Annotated in this window: 19 protein-coding genes; 8 read left to right on the forward strand and 11 right to left on the reverse strand. The window is 67.8% G+C overall.

Annotated elements, in window-relative coordinates:
- Positions 1-219: 219 nt before the first annotated feature.
- Positions 220-1,146: an AurF N-oxygenase family protein gene (locus tag ABD301_RS09305; protein WP_344308946.1), complete on the reverse strand. Its 927-nt coding sequence runs from the start codon at positions 1,144-1,146 to the stop codon at positions 220-222.
- A gap of 158 nt (positions 1,147-1,304) precedes the next feature.
- On the opposite strand from ABD301_RS09305, the gene ABD301_RS09310 reads away from it, so the two are divergent.
- Both ABD301_RS09310 and ABD301_RS09315 read left to right on the forward strand, forming a co-directional pair.
- A complete protein-coding gene (locus ABD301_RS09310) occupies positions 1,305-1,664 on the forward strand; it encodes a MerR family transcriptional regulator (protein ID WP_163570539.1) in 360 nt (119 codons plus the stop codon).
- Positions 1,665-1,693: 29 nt separating this feature from the next.
- Entirely contained in the window at positions 1,694-2,341 is a 648-nt protein-coding gene (locus ABD301_RS09315; protein WP_163570536.1) for a TetR/AcrR family transcriptional regulator, read from the forward strand.
- A 10-nt stretch (positions 2,342-2,351) separates the two neighbouring features.
- Here ABD301_RS09315 and ABD301_RS09320 read toward each other — a convergent pair whose 3' ends face one another.
- The 3 genes from ABD301_RS09320 to ABD301_RS09330 all read right to left on the reverse strand — a co-directional run bounded on the left by ABD301_RS09320 (position 2,352) and on the right by ABD301_RS09330 (position 3,644).
- Positions 2,352-2,762, reverse strand: a complete 411-nt coding sequence (locus tag ABD301_RS09320; RefSeq protein ID WP_279581646.1) for a type II toxin-antitoxin system VapC family toxin — start codon at positions 2,760-2,762, stop codon at positions 2,352-2,354.
- The gene (locus tag ABD301_RS09325) at positions 2,752-3,018 is read right to left on the reverse strand and encodes a type II toxin-antitoxin system Phd/YefM family antitoxin (RefSeq protein ID WP_163570663.1); all 267 of its coding nucleotides are present in this window, start codon (positions 3,016-3,018) and stop codon (positions 2,752-2,754) included. The genes ABD301_RS09320 and ABD301_RS09325 overlap by 11 nt, the downstream gene beginning before the upstream one ends.
- Positions 3,019-3,107: 89 nt before the next feature.
- Positions 3,108-3,644: a CGNR zinc finger domain-containing protein gene (locus ABD301_RS09330; RefSeq protein WP_163570533.1), complete on the reverse strand. Its 537-nt coding sequence runs from the start codon at positions 3,642-3,644 to the stop codon at positions 3,108-3,110.
- A 30-nt stretch (positions 3,645-3,674) separates the two neighbouring features.
- Between ABD301_RS09330 and ABD301_RS09335 the strand changes: the two genes are divergently transcribed.
- Positions 3,675-4,577: an arginase family protein gene (locus ABD301_RS09335; protein ID WP_344308952.1), complete on the forward strand. Its 903-nt coding sequence runs from the start codon at positions 3,675-3,677 to the stop codon at positions 4,575-4,577.
- Between the two features lie 18 nt (positions 4,578-4,595).
- On the opposite strand, the gene ABD301_RS09340 is transcribed toward ABD301_RS09335, so the two are convergent.
- The 4 genes from ABD301_RS09340 to ABD301_RS09355 form a co-directional block, all read right to left on the reverse strand.
- On the reverse strand, positions 4,596-5,396 hold the full coding sequence (locus ABD301_RS09340; RefSeq protein WP_344308954.1) for a class I SAM-dependent methyltransferase: 801 nt from the start codon (positions 5,394-5,396) through the stop codon (positions 4,596-4,598).
- A 63-nt stretch (positions 5,397-5,459) separates the two neighbouring features.
- Positions 5,460-6,071 carry a Maf family protein gene (locus ABD301_RS09345; RefSeq protein ID WP_344308956.1) on the reverse strand — a complete coding sequence of 204 codons (612 nt, stop codon included), beginning with the start codon at positions 6,069-6,071 and terminating at the stop codon, positions 5,460-5,462.
- A gap of 85 nt (positions 6,072-6,156) precedes the next feature.
- A complete protein-coding gene (locus tag ABD301_RS09350) occupies positions 6,157-6,363 on the reverse strand; it encodes an acyl-CoA carboxylase epsilon subunit (RefSeq protein ID WP_163570523.1) in 207 nt (68 codons plus the stop codon).
- Positions 6,360-7,976: an acyl-CoA carboxylase subunit beta gene (locus ABD301_RS09355; protein ID WP_425551909.1), complete on the reverse strand. Its 1,617-nt coding sequence runs from the start codon at positions 7,974-7,976 to the stop codon at positions 6,360-6,362. Before ABD301_RS09355 ends, ABD301_RS09350 begins: the two co-directional genes overlap by 4 nt.
- A 255-nt stretch (positions 7,977-8,231) precedes the next feature.
- On the opposite strand from ABD301_RS09355, the gene ABD301_RS09360 reads away from it, so the two are divergent.
- From ABD301_RS09360 to ABD301_RS09375, 4 genes are all read left to right on the forward strand, one after another.
- On the forward strand, positions 8,232-9,107 hold the full coding sequence (locus ABD301_RS09360; RefSeq protein ID WP_344308959.1) for a biotin--[acetyl-CoA-carboxylase] ligase: 876 nt from the start codon (positions 8,232-8,234) through the stop codon (positions 9,105-9,107).
- Positions 9,108-9,194: 87 nt separating this feature from the next.
- Positions 9,195-9,785 carry a PH domain-containing protein gene (locus ABD301_RS09365; protein ID WP_163570517.1) on the forward strand — a complete coding sequence of 197 codons (591 nt, stop codon included), beginning with the start codon at positions 9,195-9,197 and terminating at the stop codon, positions 9,783-9,785.
- A gap of 44 nt (positions 9,786-9,829) precedes the next feature.
- Entirely contained in the window at positions 9,830-10,507 is a 678-nt protein-coding gene (locus tag ABD301_RS09370; RefSeq protein ID WP_344308962.1) for a response regulator transcription factor, read from the forward strand.
- Positions 10,508-10,544: 37 nt separating this feature from the next.
- The gene (locus ABD301_RS09375) at positions 10,545-11,801 is read left to right on the forward strand and encodes a sensor histidine kinase (RefSeq protein WP_344308964.1); all 1,257 of its coding nucleotides are present in this window, start codon (positions 10,545-10,547) and stop codon (positions 11,799-11,801) included.
- Between the two features lie 27 nt (positions 11,802-11,828).
- Here the strand turns inward: ABD301_RS09375 and ABD301_RS09380 are convergent, their stop codons facing one another.
- The 3 genes from ABD301_RS09380 to ABD301_RS09390 all read right to left on the reverse strand — a co-directional run bounded on the left by ABD301_RS09380 (position 11,829) and on the right by ABD301_RS09390 (position 15,472).
- Positions 11,829-12,302, reverse strand: a complete 474-nt coding sequence (locus tag ABD301_RS09380; RefSeq protein ID WP_344308966.1) for a GtrA family protein — start codon at positions 12,300-12,302, stop codon at positions 11,829-11,831.
- 50 nt (positions 12,303-12,352) lie between these two features.
- Positions 12,353-12,862, reverse strand: a complete 510-nt coding sequence (locus ABD301_RS09385) for a GtrA family protein (protein WP_344308968.1) — start codon at positions 12,860-12,862, stop codon at positions 12,353-12,355.
- Positions 12,863-12,931: 69 nt separating this feature from the next.
- The gene (locus tag ABD301_RS09390; RefSeq protein ID WP_344308970.1) at positions 12,932-15,472 is read right to left on the reverse strand and encodes a sigma-70 family RNA polymerase sigma factor; all 2,541 of its coding nucleotides are present in this window, start codon (positions 15,470-15,472) and stop codon (positions 12,932-12,934) included.
- 178 nt (positions 15,473-15,650) lie between these two features.
- Between ABD301_RS09390 and ABD301_RS09395 the strand changes: the two genes are divergently transcribed.
- Positions 15,651-16,484, forward strand: a complete 834-nt coding sequence (locus tag ABD301_RS09395) for a hypothetical protein (protein WP_344308972.1) — start codon at positions 15,651-15,653, stop codon at positions 16,482-16,484.
- Positions 16,485-16,733: the final 249 nt, after the last annotated feature.

Raw genomic sequence — 16,733 nt, forward strand, 5'->3', positions numbered from 1 at the left:
TGGCGTCTCGCTATTCGAACCCGCCAGTTATCCCTGTGACTCAAGTGATTCTTGAGCACTCGCCGAGTTGACGGCCTCGGGTCCGGCGCGACGGACCAGGGCACGCCGATGTACGGATTCAAGGATTCGAGCGTACGCCCGGAAATCGCGTCGACCGCGTGCCCACCCACCAGCATCCATAAAACCACCGTAGGAGCCCAGGTGCGGCCGCGCCACTGTCTAGGTGGACGGCCCCAGGAGCCGTACTTCGGTGCCGTCGGGGTGTACGTGCGCGAGGTGCCAGAAGACCCGCGTCGGGCCGCCGATCAGGCCCTGCTCGGCGAGAAAACTCCGCAACCGCTCGAAACCCTCGGCCCGGAACTGCCGGGCATGCGCGTTGGTGCGGGCGGCCTTGCGGGCCTCGCGTACGTCCAGACCAGCCCGCTTGTACATCTCCGGCCGCGCCAGCACGGTCTGCAGCAGGAGCGCGCCGGCGCCCACGACCAGGCGAGACAGCTCACGAACCCACCAAGGCGAGCGCTCCAGCCGCCGGACGGTGTCTTCGCGCGCGTACCTGATGTGCCGGGCCTCCTCGATCACGTGGATGCTCATCACCTGGCGTACGAGCGGCTGCAACCGTTCGTCGTGCATGGTGGCGCGCTGGATCGAGTCGAAGATCTCCTCGCCGATCAGCGCTGCCACCCACACCGACGGCCCGCGCAGGACCAGCGGCAGGACGCGCCCGAGGTTGTGCAGCACGAAACCCTGTTTGTACGGTCGCTCGCCGAGCGCCTCAATGAGCCGCCCGAACATCGTCATGTGCCGGCACTCGTCGGCCAACTCGGTCAGCGCGTAGTGCACGTGCCGCTTGGTCGGATCCTGTTCGTACGTCATCCGCAGCAGCAACTGGTTGAGGATGTTCTCGAACCAGATGCCCACACTGACCGCGTTGACGGTCTGTTGGCGGGAAAGCTCGATGCGTTGCTCTTCGGTCAACCGGTCCCAGAGCGGCGTCGCGTAGAGCGTGAGCGTCGCTGGTGGCGCGAAATACTTGCCCTCGACCAGCGGTGCGTCCCAGTCGATGTCGATGTCCGGGTCGTACGAGCGGCGGACCGAACCGGTCAGCAGCCGTTGGGCGGTGGTTTCCCGATCTGCGACCTTCGTCATACTCACCAGTGAAACGCATGTAACAAACTTCGTCAATATGTAAAGCCGCTGAGCTGCGCGAATGTTCCGCCGCGTACGACGTGTCGCGCTCGTGGAATGCGGCACCACCGTCGCGCCTTGACCTGGTGGGAAGGTCAAGCGAACGGGGGGAGCATCAGGTGCTGATCGGTGAGCTGGCTCGGCGTACGAACACCAGTGAGCGTTTGTTGCGCTATTACGAGCGGGTGGGGCTGCTGTCCTCGGATCGGCTCGCCAACGGCTATCGCGACTACGCCGACGATGCTGAGCGCGTGGTCGGGCAGATCCGGTCGTTGCTCGCGGCCGGCCTGCCGACTCGGGTGATCCGGCACATCATCCCGTGTGCCCGCGAGGACGGATCGCTGGCCGCGTGCCCAGGTGTACTCGACCGGATGCGCAGCCAGCTTGAGCAGCTGGACCAGCGGGCCGACGAGCTGGCGGTGGCTCGCGAGACGCTCGTACGAGCCATCCGAACCACCGAAACACATGTAACACTCTGAGTTCAGTTGTCAGCGCGTACGCTGGGTGAATGCGCGTTCGCGGCACGAAACAGGACCTGCTCCAGCAGGCGTTGGCCGCCGAGCTGCCGGACGACGCGACCGCCGAGCGGATCCTCGGCGCGGCTTTCGAGCAAGCCGAGGACTTTGGCCTCCGGCGTTTCACGATCGACGAGGTCGCCCGCCGGGTCGGCGTCTCGCGGGTCACTGTTTACCGTTACTTTCCCAAAAAAGACTTACTGCTGAATGCGCTGTTGATGCGCGAGTTGCGGCGCTTCCTGACCAAGGTCGACGCCGTCCTCGCCGCCCAGTCGACCCCGGACGCCAAACTGGTCGAGGGTTTGGTGTTCTGCCTCGAATTCCTCCGCGGCCACAAGGTCCTCAACCGGCTGTTACGCACCGAGCCTGAGCTGATTTTGCCTCTGTTGACGGTGAAAGCCGGCGATGTGCTGGCCGCCGCCCGCGGCTGGATCGCCGGCCACATCCGGGCCGAGATCGCCGCTGGCCGGTTGGCCTTGCCGGACGAGGACGTGGAGGGCGTGGCCGAGCTGATCGCCCGCAACGTGCTGTCGCTTGTCCTCACCCGCGACACGGTTCTGCCGATCGACTCCCCATCCGGCCGCCGTCGCATCGCCGAGCTCTATCTGGCGCCGATCGTCGCGTCCCTGCAGCCGCGTTAGCGCTCGAGTTCTAGTTTGGTCGGCTGATCGCGACGATCTCGATCAGGTCGGTGAGCGCGGAAAAGTCATCCGCATTTGTGGTGTAGAGGGGCAGTCGATTCGCCAAGGCAATGGAGGCAATCATCAAGTCGGCTATGCGACGGGGCGGTTTGCGGCCGGCTGTGAGTTCGGCAGCGCAGACCTGACCAAAGGCTCGGGCTGCTGGTCCGTCAAAGGGGAGCGGATGGAAGGTCGACTCGGCGCGCTGAAGGATGTTGACGCGACGCGCCCGTTCTATCGGGTCGAGAGCGTGATGCGGCCCTGCGGACAGTTCGGCCAGGGTCACTGCGCTGATCACGAGTTCGGCAGGTAGCTCCGCTGGCTTGAGTCTGGGGAGGTGGATGACGATGTTCGTATCGATCAGACCGCGGCTACCAATCACGGTCGGGCAGATCCTGGTCAACCGCGGCGTCGAGGTCTGCCCGGAACTGGTCGGCGTCGACGAACGGTGCATCAGCAAACGCGGCGAGCACTTCGTCGCGACCGACGAAAACCCGCCGCTGCAGCGGGATCAACTGTCCGATCGGCGTTCCGTTCCGAGTGACGGTGAAAGACTTGCCGCCTTCCACCGCGCGCATGATTGCGCCCGACTCGTTCCTGAGTTCGCGTTGCGTGATCTCACGTGAACCCGAAGCCATGAGCTGAGCACACGCCTGTGTGCTACAAGGTGCCACAACGCCCGCAGGTGCAAGCGATCGCGCTTGGAAGCCGCACCTCCTTGAATGACCTAACCGCTCCGGCGGGCTCGGGAGGTGGACGCGTGTACGCGATTGGCGCAGGTGGTCGAGCAGAACTGGCGGCGTCCCGGCCGGCTTTCGTCGACGAACACGTCCCGGCACGGCGAAGCGGCGCAATGATGAATGCGCTCCCACTTGCCGGCCGCGGCGAGGTCCATAAGCTCCCCGACAGCGCGTACGCCCAGCCGCGGAGCCAAATCAGGAGCCTCAGCCACGAGTCTCAGCGTTGGGACGCCCGAAGATGTGCCGACGACTGGCTTTATCGGTAAGCGCGAGGCAAAATCTGCCAACGCACGCGTACGAGCAGCCGCTTCCCCGGTCACCGTCTCGCGGAGTTGCGCTCGCAGCGCGAGTACGGCCGCCAGTGAGCCGGGCGCATAGTCCTCCGAGAGTTCCGCGCAGAACCGCCGCAACGCGGCCTCGTCGGGTAGTCGCTCGGGATCTTCGAAGTACTCATCCCAGGTGTTCGCCAGGTCGAGCGCGACCAGCCCGGTCTCCGCGTACGGGCGGGCGTCATCCGAGCGCATCTGGGCGTCTCCTCTGCTATCGTCAGGGCTATGAACACTTTAACTCGTGACAAGCGGTTGAGTCTCGTCGACGCGCCGTCGAATCTCGGGCTTCGGCCGCCGGCGCGGGACGTGGTGCCCGGGACGTACAAGGCGCCATGGGCCCTGCGGGACGCGGGGCTGCTGGAGCGGCTCGGCGCGAAGGACGCGGGCGCGGTCGTCCCGCCGCGCTATGTGGCCACCTGGAAGCCTGGCGACGGCGTCCGCAACGGGCCCGCGATCGCTGACTACGCGAGGAAACTCGCCGATCGGCTGGCCGTGGTCCGGCGGGCCGGCGACTTCCCGGTGGTGCTCGGTGGTGACTGCTCGATCCTGCTCGGACCGATGCTGGCGCTGCGCCGGGACGGCCGCTTTGGGCTGGCATATGTGGACGCCCACACGGATTTCCGTGAGCCGGCCAACTCGCCGTATGTGGGCTCGGCGGCCGGCGAGGACCTGGCGCTGGTGACCGGCCGCGGCGATGGCTACCTGGTGGACATCGACGGTCTGAAGCCGTACGTACGGGATGAGGACGTTGTCCAGCTCGGCGCCCGTGACGAGGACGATCTGCGCGATTTCGTCGAGACCGGCATCCGGATGCGTACGAGCGCGCATATCATCGCCGACGGCACCGATGCCACTCTCGCCGCCGCGGCCGAGGTGCTCGTACGCCCTGACCTCGACGGCTTCTGGCTGCACATTGACGCCGACATCCTCGACCCCTCGGTGCTCGGCGCCGTCGACACGCCTACTCCGGGCGGCCTCGACCGCCGACAGCTCACCGACCTGGTCCGCGGCCTGCTCACCCTGCCCGGCGCGGCCGGCCTGGAAATCACCATCTTCGACCCCGACCTGGACCCGACCGGCACCCAGGCGGCACTGCTCACCGACATCCTCGTCGACATCCTCCGCTAACCACACTCCTACTGAGATTTAGGGGATGGTGGCGGTGAGGGTGAGCATCAGGGGGAGTGGGTCGCCGGGGAGGCGCCAGAAGCCGTCCTGGTCCTGGACGAGTTCGGGGTTGCGCTGGCGTACGTCCACCGGCAGCTCGCGCACGCGGGTGACCCGCAGGCCCGCGGTGGCCAGCGCGGTCACCAGCTCGCCGACGGTGAAGGGCCAGGTCGACTCCGGGTGCGGCGGCAGCGGTCGACTGTCCGCATACGTCTCGGTGACCTCGTACTCGCCGCGGCCTTCGCGGAAATAGCGGCCGGTGACCTCCAGGTGGTCGTCAACCCAGCTGGCGACACCGTTCATCGGATGCGACTCGATCACGGAGAAAATCCCGCCCGGCTTCAGGAACCGCGCCACCACCCGGCCCAAGGCGACCAGGTCCGGCAGCCAGTAGAGGACGCCGTACGTCATCACCACGATGTCGTACGTGCCCTCCAGCACCTCAGGCAGGTCGTAGACGTTCGCACACACGAAAGTCGCGTCGACGCCGACCTCGGCGGCAAGCTCGCGGGCCTTCGCGATCGCGTCCGGTGAGAAGTCCGCGCCGGTCACCTCCGCGCCCATTCGTGCCCAGGACAGCGTGTCCATCCCGAAATGGCACATCAGATGGAGCAGCGATTTTCCCCGTACGTCTCCCAACTCCGCCAGCTCCAGTGGGCGCAGCGAGCTGCCGCCGGCCTTGAAGGAGGCCACGTCGTAGAAATCGGACTCCAGGTGGGCGGCGGTGCGCAGATTCCAGGCGTGCTGGTTCCGCCGCATCCGTTCCTCATTTGTACTCATCATTGGTACGGTACGGAAACGGGCAACCGATTTTCGTTGCTCTTATCCTTGATAACAGTCGGCTCAGTCGGGCAATTGCCAGAGATCGGTGATCGGCACGCCCAGGTCGTGCAACAGTCGGCGCAACAAGGGCAACGAAATTCCGACCACGTTGTGCGGGTCGCCGTCGATGCCTTCGATGAAGATCGCGCCGAGCCCGTCGATGGTGAAAGCGCCGGCCACCGCGAGCGGCTCGCCGCTGGAAACGTACGCCTCCAGTTCCTGTTCGGTGGGCGTACCAAACCGGACCGCGGTGGTCGCGGTGTCCGCGCTTGATTTGCCGGTGGCCACGTCGATCACGCAGTGGCCGGTGTGCAGCAAGCCGGCATTTCCGGCCATCTGGGCCCAGCGGGCGCGGGCCACTTCGGCGGTTTTTGGTTTACCGTAAGCCTTGCCCGCCAACTCCAACATCGAGTCGCAGCCCACCACCAAGCCACTGTCCACAGTGGACGCGACCGCTTCGGCCTTCGCGGTGGCCAGTGCGAGGCACAGTTCGGGCGGGGTCGGATTATCCAGCGAAGCGGCGACTTCGTCCTCGTCGACACCGGAAATCCTGACTTGTGGCGCCATCCCGGCATTGCGCAGGGTGGTCAGCCGGGCTGGCGATGCGGAGGCGAGAATCAGGAGGGGCGGCACGGTCGTCACACCTGTTGACGGTAGTCGGTCCTGAACCGGTTCTGTCGGGATTCCGGCAAAATTGACATTATGCATCGGCAAATTCTCAGCCAGGGAGGCCGGACGCACGCCAGCGGTCTTTCCCCGGCATCGCCGGAGCGTGCAACAACCCCGTCCGGTCCGTCCACAAAGGACGCTGGCGCGACGGTGCCGGCGGCCGGGAGACCGACAGGGCGGCCACCACCGCGGTCACCGCGGCCACCTCCTCGGCGGTCGGCTCGCCTCGTACGATCCGCAGCAGGGGCCGGCTCACAGCGGGATGTTCCCGTGCTTCTTGGGCGGCAGCGTCTCGCGTTTTCCGCGCAGCGACCGCAAAGCCTTGATCACCGTGCCTCGAGTGGTGCTCGGCGGGATGACCGCGTCGACGTAGCCGCGCTCGGCGGCGATGTACGGGTTGGCCAGGTGGTCCTCGTATTCGGTGACCAGCTGGGTCCGCAGCTCATCCGGCTGACCGGCCTCGCGCAGTTCCGAGCGGTAGAGGATGTTGACCGCGCCCTGCGCGCCCATCACGGCGATCTGCGCGGTCGGCCACGCGAAGTTCATGTCCGCGCCCAGGTGCTTGGAGCCCATCACGTCGTACGCGCCGCCATACGCCTTGCGGGTGATGACGGTGACCTTCGGGACGGTGGCTTCCGCGTACGCGTAGATGAGCTTCGCGCCGCGCCGGATGATGCCGTTCCATTCCTGGTCGGTGCCGGGCAGGAAGCCGGGCACGTCCACGAAAGTGAGGACCGGGATGTTGAAGGCGTCGCACGTACGGACAAACCGCGCTGCCTTTTCGGATGCGTCAATGTCCAGCGTGCCGGCCATCTGGGTGGGCTGGTTGGCGACCACCCCCACCGAACGACCGTCGACTCGGCCGAAGCCGCAGAGGATGTTCGGCGCGAACAGCGGATGGATCTCCAGGAAGTCGCCGTCGTCGAGGATGTGCTCGATGACGATGTGCATGTCGTACGGCTGGTTGGACGAGTCCGGGAGCAGCGTGTCCAGCTCGAGGTCCTCGTCGGTGACCGCCAGGTCGGAGTCGACCTCGTACGACGGTGGCTCGTCCAGGTTGTTGCTGGGAAGGAAGCCGAGCAACTGCTTGACGAAGTCGATGGCCTCGGCCTCGTCCGGCGCCATGTGGTGCGCGACGCCGGACTTGCTGTTGTGTGAGCGCGCGCCGCCGAGTTCCTCGAACTCCACGTCCTCCCCGGTGACCGTCTTGATCACGTCCGGGCCGGTGATGAACATGTGCGAGGTCTTGTCGACCATCACGGTGAAGTCGGTGATCGCCGGCGAGTAGACCGCGCCGCCGGCGCACGGGCCCATGATCAGCGAGATCTGCGGGATGACCCCGGAGGCGCGTACGTTTCGGAAGAAGATCTCGCCATAAAGACCGAGCGAGACGACACCTTCCTGGATGCGGGCGCCGCCGGAGTCGTTGATGCCGATCACCGGGCAGCCGGTCTTGGCGGCCAGGTCCATCACCTTGACGATCTTCTCGCCGAAGACCTCGCCGAGGCTGCCGCCAAAGACCGTGAAGTCCTGCGCGAACACGCAGACCGGCCGCCCGTCGACGGTGCCGTAGCCGGTCACCACGCCGTCGCCGTACGGCCGCTCGCCGGACATCCCGAACGCCGTCGAGCGGTGTCGCGCGAGCGCGTCCAACTCGACGAACGAGCCCTCGTCCAGCAGCGCCTCGACCCGTTCGCGAGCGGTCTGCTTGCCGCGTTTGTGCTGCTTCTCGACACCGCGAGCGGACCCCGCGTGCACAGCGTCGTCGTCGCGCAGCTTCAGGTCGGCCAGCTTGCCGGCGGTCGTGTGGATGTCGATCCCGGCTGGCACCTGGTCCGCCCCGACCGCGTCCGCCGGGCCTTCGGCCACCTGTTCAGCGCTCACAAACACCCTCCAAGGCTTGCCTGCCGGTCACGTACACCGGGCATAAAGACGCACCCGTCACACTAGTTGCTGACCGCTGCCCTGGCCGGCCACCGGCAGCGACCTTCGCCACACCCCATTTCGGCGAGGGCCACTCCGACGCTCAGCCCAGACAGGGAGCGCGTACGCACGGTGAGGGCTGTCGTAGGTGGGTACGGCGGCGGTCTGACCGCCACGAGGGCTGGGTGGCAGGGTTGCGGGGTGAGCTTGTACGCGAATCTTGACCGGCCGCCGCTGTCCGAGACCGGGTTGGGCCGCGCGCTGACCCGTACCACCGGCCCTGGCAGTCCACTGTGGACGGACGTACGGGTAGTCGGCGAGACCGGCTCGACGAACGCGGATGTGGCCGCCGCGGCGGGGAAAGGCGCCCCGGAGGGGTTGGTGATCACCGCCGACTTCCAGGGCGCCGGCCGCGGCCGGCGGGACCGTAGCTGGGTGAGCCCGCCGCGGGCCGGCATCAGCGTTTCGATGTTGCTGCGCCCGGCGCCGGTGCCGGTCACCCGGTGGGGCTGGCTCTCGCTGCTGGCCGGGGTCGCGGCGGCCCGCGCGATCGGCCGGGTCGCCGAGGTTGCGATGGCGCTGAAATGGCCGAACGACCTGCTGGCCGGTGAGCCGGACGGGCCCGGTTTCGGGAAGGTGGCGGGCATTCTGGCCGAGGTGATCGGCACTGGCGACGAGGCCGCGGTGGTGCTGGGGATCGGGCTGAACGTCACGAACACGGCCGATGAGCTGCCCGTACGTACGGGACTGCCGGCCACCTCGCTGCGGCTGGCTGGCGCCGCCAACACCGATCGGGACACGTTGCTGCGGGCGCTGCTGCGCCAGATCGCCACTGACTACGAACGATGGCGGGACGCGGGTGGCGATCCGGACGAGAGCGGGCTGCGGTCGGCGTACCAGGAGTTCTGCCAGACCGTCGGGCAGCGGGTGCGGGTGGAGTTGCCCAACGGCCGGGAGCTGGTGGGCGAAGGCGTCGATGTTGACGAGGATGGGCGCCTGGTGGTGCGGGGAGACGGTGGCGCGCTCACGGCGGTTTCGGCGGGAGACGTCACGCACGTGCGGCCTTCGCGAGGATGACGTTGCGGGGTGACAAAATGGGGCATTCCGGCCCCGAAACGTCACCCTCGCTTGGGGTGTGGGGGCTGGGGTCGCTAGCGTCGACCTGTGCGGTTTCCGGAGCGGCTGCTGGTTGAGGACGAGCGGGTCGTCCTGCATCTTCACCCGCATTGGAAGACGTTGACGCCGGCGGTGCTGGTGCTGCTGGCGACGGTGGGGGTGGCGTCGTACGGGATCGGGGCGCTGCGCTACCCGTCGTTGCAGGTCCTTATAGCGCTGGCGGCGATCGCGTTCATTGGGTGGTTCAGCGGGCGCCGGGTGGTGCGGTGGTTGACCACGCATGTGGTGTTCACCAGCGAGCGCATCATTGTCCGGGTGGGGCTGTTCAAGCGCCATCGGTGGGAGCTGCCGCTGGCCGACATCACGGACGTGGCCTATGCGAGTTCGATCCTCGGGCGGATGCTGCGGTGTGGGACGTTGGTCGTACGAGCTGGCACTGAGGACGGCGAGAGCGGCCAGCTCACCCTGGTGGACCTGCCCAGAGCTCGCGATGTGCAAACAATTCTTTATGAATTGATGGAAGAAGAAGAGAAAAGAGCCGCCGAAGAGGAGGATGAAGAGGAATTCGACGATGATATTCCGGACTTTGGGAATTTTCGTCCGAGCTCACCCGTGGTAAAGCTCGACCAACCCGAATGATCTGCGGAGACGCAAATGATCACGAACGAATGTAGGGTGTGACCGTGTCCACCGTCCTGCTGGCGGAAGATGACGCCGCCATCGCCCAGCCGCTCTCCCGCGCACTTGAGCGGGAAGGCCATGACGTCATCGTCCGGTCCGATGGGCCGTCCACTCTGCAGAGCGCACTGTCCGGGGTCGCCAACCTGCTCGTCCTGGATCTCGGGCTGCCCGAGATGGACGGGCTGGAGGTCTGCCGGCGGCTGCGTAGCGCGCGTTCCACTCTCCCGGTCCTGATGCTGACCGCCCGCCGCGACGAGGTCGACTACGTGGTGGGCCTGGACGCTGGCGCGGACGACTATGTCGGCAAGCCGTTCCGGCTGGCTGAGCTGCTCGCGCGGGTACGGGCCCTGCTGCGCCGCTCGGCCGCTGGTGAGCTGGCCGCCGCGGGCGTACGAGTCGATGTCGCGTCTCGCCGCGCGTACGTTGATGGCGAGGAAGTTCACCTCACCAACAAGGAGTTCGCGCTGCTGCAGCTGCTGCTGGAGCACGCCGGCGAGGTGGTCGGCCGGGAGACGGTGGCGGAGCAGGTCTGGGGCGATGCCGGTGCGGCCTCCTCCAAGACCATGGACATGCACGTGTCCTGGCTGCGCCGCAAGATTGGCGACGACGCGAGCGCCCCACGCCGACTGGTGACGGTCCGTGGGGTCGGCTTCCGGTTCGAGCGGGACACCGAGAAGTAGCGGCCAGACCTCACCTCCAGGAACAAAAAGGGCACTCGTGCGTCGGCGGATCGTCGTGGCCACCCTGCTGGTCGCGCTGGTCGCGATCGGCATTCTTGGCGTCCCCCTGCTGGTGATCACGCAGAACCAGATCGGCAGCTCGGCGCAGGTCACGGTGAACCACGACGGCCTGAAGTACGCGCTGGACGTCGAGCCATTCGTGGCCGACCGGTCGCTGACCGCGGCCAAGCTCGATGCCATCGTGGACGACAACGCGTATGTGTCGGTGACGCTGTCCAACGGCCAGACGGTCGCCACTGGCGTACGCCCGACCGGCTCGACGCTGCAGACGACGGTGAACATCGGCGGCGGTGCCAGCCTCACTGTCCAGCACTCGCTCGCGGACTACGCCCGCGACCGGATCGAGACCGCCGCGATCGTGGTGATCGCGGCGGCGTTGGCGATCGGGGTGGCGGTGCTGCTGGCCGGCCGGGTCTCCACTCGGCTGACCACCCCGCTGTCCCGGTTGGCCGACGACGCCAGCCGGTTCGGCGAGGGTGACCTCCGGCCGTCCGGCCAGCGCTACGGCATCGCGGAGTTGGACGACGTGGCGAGAGTGCTGGATGGGGCCGCGCTGCGGCTGGCTGACCTGGTACGCCGTGAGCGCGAGTTCGCCGGTGACGTGTCGCACCAGTTGCGGTCCCGGCTGACCGCGCTGTCGATGCGGCTGGAGGAGGTCGGTGCCTCCACCGATCCGAACGCGAGCCGCGAGGCCGAGGCGGCGCTGGAGCAGGTCGACCGGATGGTCTCGGTCATCGACGACCTGCTGGAGCAGGCCCGGAACGAGCGGGCCCGGTCGGCGATCCCGGTGGACGTGGCCGAGCAACTGGACAACGTGTACGACGAGTGGGCCCCGCAGCTGTCCATCCTGAGCCGCAAGCTGCGCATCCTGCCGGCGCCCGGGCTGCGTGCGCACGCCACTCCCGGCCACCTGCAGCAGGCCATTGGGGTGCTGGTGGAGAACGCGATGACGCATGGCGCCGGCACAGTCGACGTGCAGGCGTACCGGCATGGCGAGCACGTCGTCGTGGAGGTCACCGACGAAGGCCCGGGTGTCTCGGATCTGCTGATCGGTTCGGTCTTCGCCCGCGGGGTGTCCGGCCGTGGTGGCACCGGGCTCGGCCTGCCGCTGGCCCGTGCGCTGGTGGAGGCGGACTCCGGCCGGTTGGAGCTGGTCCGGCCGAAGCCGGCCACCTTCGCGATTTACCTGCCGGGGCTACCGCAGCTGGAAAAGCGGCCGACCAATGAGGTTTAGCGGAAAAACAAGGCCGGGAATTCTTTACTAAACCGGGGTGGGTTCTTTTTCTTCGGCCAGTTTGTCTTCCTTGGATGCCATGAAAACAAACTTGCTGAACGCCCAGAACCGGAAGAACATGGCGACCGCCACGCCCATGATGTTGCCGACGTTCGCCCAGAAGACGTTGTCCAGGCCCAATCCGAACTTGAAGATCCCCAGGATTCCCCACTGGATCAGCAGTCCGGCCACGCTGAAGGCGAAAAACAGCAGGATTTCCCGCCGCCGCCCGGTGTCCTCCCGGTGCCGGAAAGCCCAGTGCCGGTTCATGAAGTATGAGCTGGTGGCCGAAATCGCCGTCGCGCAGCCACGTGCGGTCAGCAGTGGGATGCCGAACTTGATATAGAACAAGTTGAACAGCAGCACGTCGAGAACGAAGTTGATGCCGCCGATGACACCGAATGCGGTTACCTCGTGTAGGCGACGCTGCCAGCGGTCATAAAGACTGCGTACGAGATTCACCCGATCGAGGATACGGACCGGGTGCACGCCGTCGAGCGGCGGCTCGGCTGTTACTGGCGGCTCTCCGTTTTGTCCGGTACGACCTCGGTCGCCGCCGTGGGTTCGTCGTCCTGCTCGTACAAAGCGTCATCTGGGTGCTTGAAGACCCATTTGCTGTACGTGAAGAACCGGAACAGAGTGCCCAGCACCAGGCCGATGGTGATCGCCACGTTGACCCAGAGCGCGCTGGTCAGGTGCAGCGGATACGTGAACAGCCAGAGCACCGCGGACGAGATGGCCAGCCCGATCCCGTTGAAGATGAAGAACAGGATGTATTCGCGGTGCAGGCTGCTGCGCGAGCGGTGCCGGAAGGTCCAGTGCCGGTTCATGAAGTACGAGCTGGTGGCCGAGATGACGGTGGCCAGCACGTTGGCGATCAGCACGTTGAGGCCGAGTGCCAGGTGGAAGAAGTTCACTCCGGCGTACTGGACACCGGTGTTGATCACGCCGATGATCCCGAAGGCGGTCATCTCGCCAATGAGCCGGCGCCAGCGCTGGATCAGGCTGCGGACAAGTGACATCCGCCCAGCGTACGGAACAGCCACTGGCCGCACGCCGGCAAGGTCGGCCGATTTGTCACCCACCGACGACTAGCTCCGGTTGAGGACGGCGAAGGCGCCGAGCGTGACCGCGTCCGCCGAGGATCGGCCGACCAGGTCCGACGTACGGCTGAGCCGCCCGCCGCTGGCCGTCCAGGCGTCTGTGCCGAAGGTGTTCCAGTTCCTGCCGCTGGACGCCTCCACGGCGCCGTCAGCGTGGCTGCAGAAGGCGTCGTTGGCGCTGCAGCGGGTGTCCGATGGCGACAGTGAGTGGCCGTTGATGGTCAGCCGGTCGCCGGTCAGGCCCGGATCGCCTTCCCAGCCCACCACGCCGACCTGGCTGGCGGAGCCGGTCATGTCCAACGGCAGGTCGATGGTGGCCGAGCGGTGGCCGCCGGTGCCGAGGCCGATGTTCGTGTCGAAGACCGCGACCTGGCCGTTCGGCGCGGTGGCGTCGCTGGTGACCACGATCAGCGCCCACCCGGCGTACCCGCCGAGCGACGACTGCGGCGCGGTCCGCCAGCCGACCGTCCAGTTGCCGAAGCCGCCGGACCGGACCGTGTTGGTGACATCCGCGTACGCCTGGAAGGCGCTCGGGCCCGCCTGGCCGTCCACGAGGTCGGGGGTGATGGCGAGGCGCCGGCCGCTCGGGCCGGTCACCTGGGCGGCCGGCACGTTGCCGCCGGGCCGTGCCCACGACGACCAGAACAGACCGGCGTAGAGGACCTGCCCAGAGCCTTCGAGGCGGGATGTGGAGGACGCCTTGGTGGTCGGGTCGTGGTCCGTGTCGTACGGCACCATCCGCCGGTCGTTGTCGATCCCGGTGTTGTTTGGGGCCCGCTTGCGGGCCGCGGCGCAGCCGTAGTCCAGCGGCGCGCAGCTCATAAGTGCGTTGCCGGTGACGGCAAGCCGGGTCCGGCCGGTGGCGGCGAAGAGGGTGCCCCAGTCCTGATGGGTCGGGGTGGGCAGCGTGGTCGTCGCGCTGGACGCGCCGGCGCCGCCGCCGGAGACGGTCACCGGGATCGACCCGGACGCGTCGCTGGCCACCTTCACCCGAATGTAGGCGATGGTCGTACGCCCGCTGGCCAGCTCCGCGTGCGTACACGTCTGGCCGCCGACCTGGCAGGTCCAGCCGTCCGCGCCGTCCGCGCTGGTGATCGTCAGCACGCTGCCGAGAGTCAGCGTGAGCAAGGCGGGTTTGGCCAGCGGCCCGATGGCCGGCCGTACGGCTGGGACCGCGGCCGGCTCGATGAGGATGCTGTTGCCGCGGCTGCCGTTGCCAGGAGACGCGACGACGGCCTTGATCACGCCGGGCCGGCCGGCCGCCAGCGGCCCGACCGTGGAGACGCCGAGCGTCGGCTTGGCGATCGGGCTGGCCGGCGGGGTCGGCACCGCGCTCGCGGGCGCTGGCTGGCTGGCCGGCTGCGCGCTGCTGGCCGGCTGGTTGTTGGGCGGCTTGTTCGGCTGGTTGGGCGCGGCCGGCGGCGGGGCCGCGGGCGCGCCACCAGCGCCGCCGCCGGGCGGGGCGGCCGGTTTGTTCGGCGCCGCCGCGGTCGGCGGTTTGGGCTTGGGCTGGCCGCTGGTCAGCGCGAACGCGGCCGCGACGACCGCCACCACGACGACTACAGCGCCGACGCCGGTGGCGATCCCGGACGGTTGCTTGAAGAAGTCCTTGATCCGGCCGAGCAGCAGGAGGACCCAGTGCCACATTCCGGCGAGACCGGTGCTGGCGCCGGCCAGGATGGCCGCCGGCTTGACGAAATAGCCGGCGATCGCGGTGCCCAGGATGAGCGGGCCCAGGACGTTGCGCAGGCTGGAGTTCAGCTCGCCCAGTTCCGCGTACAGCAGCTTGCACTGGGCGCAGTCGTGCAGGTGCGCGTCGATCTTGGTCGCCTCGCGGTTGCTGAGGCCGCCGCGTACGCGCGCGCCCAGCCGCTCGGCGGTCCAACCGCACGTTGAGCCAGCCACCACGGTGGTCTGTGGCGCGTCCGCGACATGGACTGACAGGTACGCCTGGCGGAGCCGCTCGCGGGCGCGGTACGCCAGCGCGGCGACGCCGTTGGGGGTCAGGCCAAGCAGCGGCGCCACCTCGGCGGGCGAGTCGCCCTCGACTTCGGTGTGCCAGAGGACCATTTGCCAGCGCTCGGGCAGGGTGGCGAAAGCGCGGGCCGCGAGCGTACGTTCCAGGCCCTCGACGACGGTATCCGTGAAGGCGACCCCGCGGTCGTGCCGCTCCATGTCGTCAGTGACCTCAAGCCGGCGGTCGCGCCGGGTCCGGTCGTAGAAGGTGTTTCGTACGGCGGACAGCAGATAAGAGCGGAAGGCGAGGTCCGGGCCGCCGCCGTTGCGCAGCGTCGACAGCACCTTGGCGAAGGCCTCGGACACCAGGTCGTCACGGTCCGCCGGGTTGTGGGTCAGGCTCATCGCGTACCGCTGGGCCGCCTCGGAGTGCCGGCGGTAGAGCGTCTCGAAGGCTCCGGTGTCGCCGGCCCGGGCAGCCGTGATCAGCTCCGCGTCGCTGGGACCCGCCGGAGCCTGTCCTGAATCCAGCCGGTCGCCGCTTCCGTCGGCCGCGCCGTTGCCGCCAGACATCTGCTCGAAACAACCCCAATCGTTACATTTCGGGCATTGCTCTCGGATTGCGCAGGAGAGTCGGGGAAAAGAGTACGGCCAAATCGCGTCATGACTTGCACACGCTCCCGTCTACATCACGAACTCGCTGGTCAGAACCTCGACACGACCGGCGACCAAAGAGGCGGGAGAACCCGAAGTGGTGGATGCAGTCGCTGCCGTAGACGCGCTGTCACTGGTACCCCGGGTGGCGCAGCGGACCTCCGCCCCGGCGGGCGAGGCGATCGCTGTCGACCCGGTGGACCGGTTGCGCCAGCGCTGGCGGCAAGCCAGCGTGGAGGCCGGGTGGTCCTGGCCGGACGACTGGCGTTGCGCCGAGGTCGACGCGGTGACCGAGCAACTGGTCTCCCCGAGCGGCCAACTGCTACCCGCCTGCGTCCGGCTCGGCCGGGCCCGCGCCGCCGCCGGCGTCTGGCTCGACGAGACGCTCGAGGACATCGCCGCTCTGCTGGTCGCCGCCCGGGGCGTACGCGCGGCCACCGTCCCACCCGCCGAGGTGCTTATTCGTACGGTCGCGTTGGCCTGGGCGGACGAGGGGGCCGCCCAGTTCCGACGTATCTGTGTCGAAGACCCAAGCACGGGTCTAACGACGTTGCCCTACCTGCGTACCCGCCTTGGCGAGATCTACCGCGAAGCCGCCCGTTCGGGCGACCGCGTCTGCACCACGCACGCTCTCATCGTGGTGACTACAGGTGTCCGGCAGCAGCCGCAGAGGGGTCGGCTGCTGCGCGGAATGGCACTGGGGGAGTGCCTACGGTCCGTGTTCTCCGGGGGAGAAACACTGGCCACAGCAGGGGTGGAACGGGCGCTCGGGCTGGTCGCCCGTACACCCCTGTTGCCCACGATGGTCCAGGCCGTGCAGCGCGAGCTGACCCGGCTGGACATCGCCGACGCGACTCCCCGTGCCTGGATCGAGCGCCTGCCCGACGCGCTGCCGGCCGCCCTGGACCTGGTCACGGACCTGTCGCGATGAACAAGTAGAGGCCAGCGCACCGACCGTCGTCGTTCGGTGCGCTCCACGAACGTGCCCTGATCCAGGCGCCGGCGCCGGGATCAGAGCGCGGGCCCGAGGGGGCCGGTGGTAGCTGGGCGAGGGGGCTGGCTGTCACCGGGGGTCGTACCAAGCCGCGTGGACTGGGTGGGCTGCCTCCGCCCAGTCCACGCGGTGCTTTTTTTGTACGTGGTAGGGGCTGGGTTTTCGTCGAGTGCGGGACTTTGTGCC

Source organism: Fodinicola feengrottensis (genome assembly GCF_039530045.1).
Lineage (GTDB): Bacteria > Actinomycetota > Actinomycetes > Mycobacteriales > HKI-0501 > Fodinicola > Fodinicola feengrottensis.

Bases quoted from the DNA above. Each gene is read 5' to 3' on its own strand.
- ABD301_RS09305 (WP_344308946.1), bottom strand. From the start codon at position 1,146: ATGACGAAGGTCGCAGATCGGGAAACCACCGCCCAACGGCTGCTGACC.
- ABD301_RS09315 (WP_163570536.1), top strand. From the start codon at position 1,694: ATGCGCGTTCGCGGCACGAAACAGGACCTGCTCCAGCAGGCGTTGGCC.
- ABD301_RS09325 (WP_163570663.1), bottom strand. From the start codon at position 3,018: ATGGCTTCGGGTTCACGTGAGATCACGCAACGCGAACTCAGGAACGAG.
- ABD301_RS09330 (WP_163570533.1), bottom strand. From the start codon at position 3,644: ATGCGCTCGGATGACGCCCGCCCGTACGCGGAGACCGGGCTGGTCGCG.
- ABD301_RS09335 (WP_344308952.1), top strand. From the start codon at position 3,675: ATGAACACTTTAACTCGTGACAAGCGGTTGAGTCTCGTCGACGCGCCG.
- ABD301_RS09340 (WP_344308954.1), bottom strand. From the start codon at position 5,396: ATGAGTACAAATGAGGAACGGATGCGGCGGAACCAGCACGCCTGGAAT.
- ABD301_RS09385 (WP_344308968.1), bottom strand. From the start codon at position 12,862: ATGTCACTTGTCCGCAGCCTGATCCAGCGCTGGCGCCGGCTCATTGGC.
- ABD301_RS09390 (WP_344308970.1), bottom strand. From the start codon at position 15,472: ATGTCTGGCGGCAACGGCGCGGCCGACGGAAGCGGCGACCGGCTGGAT.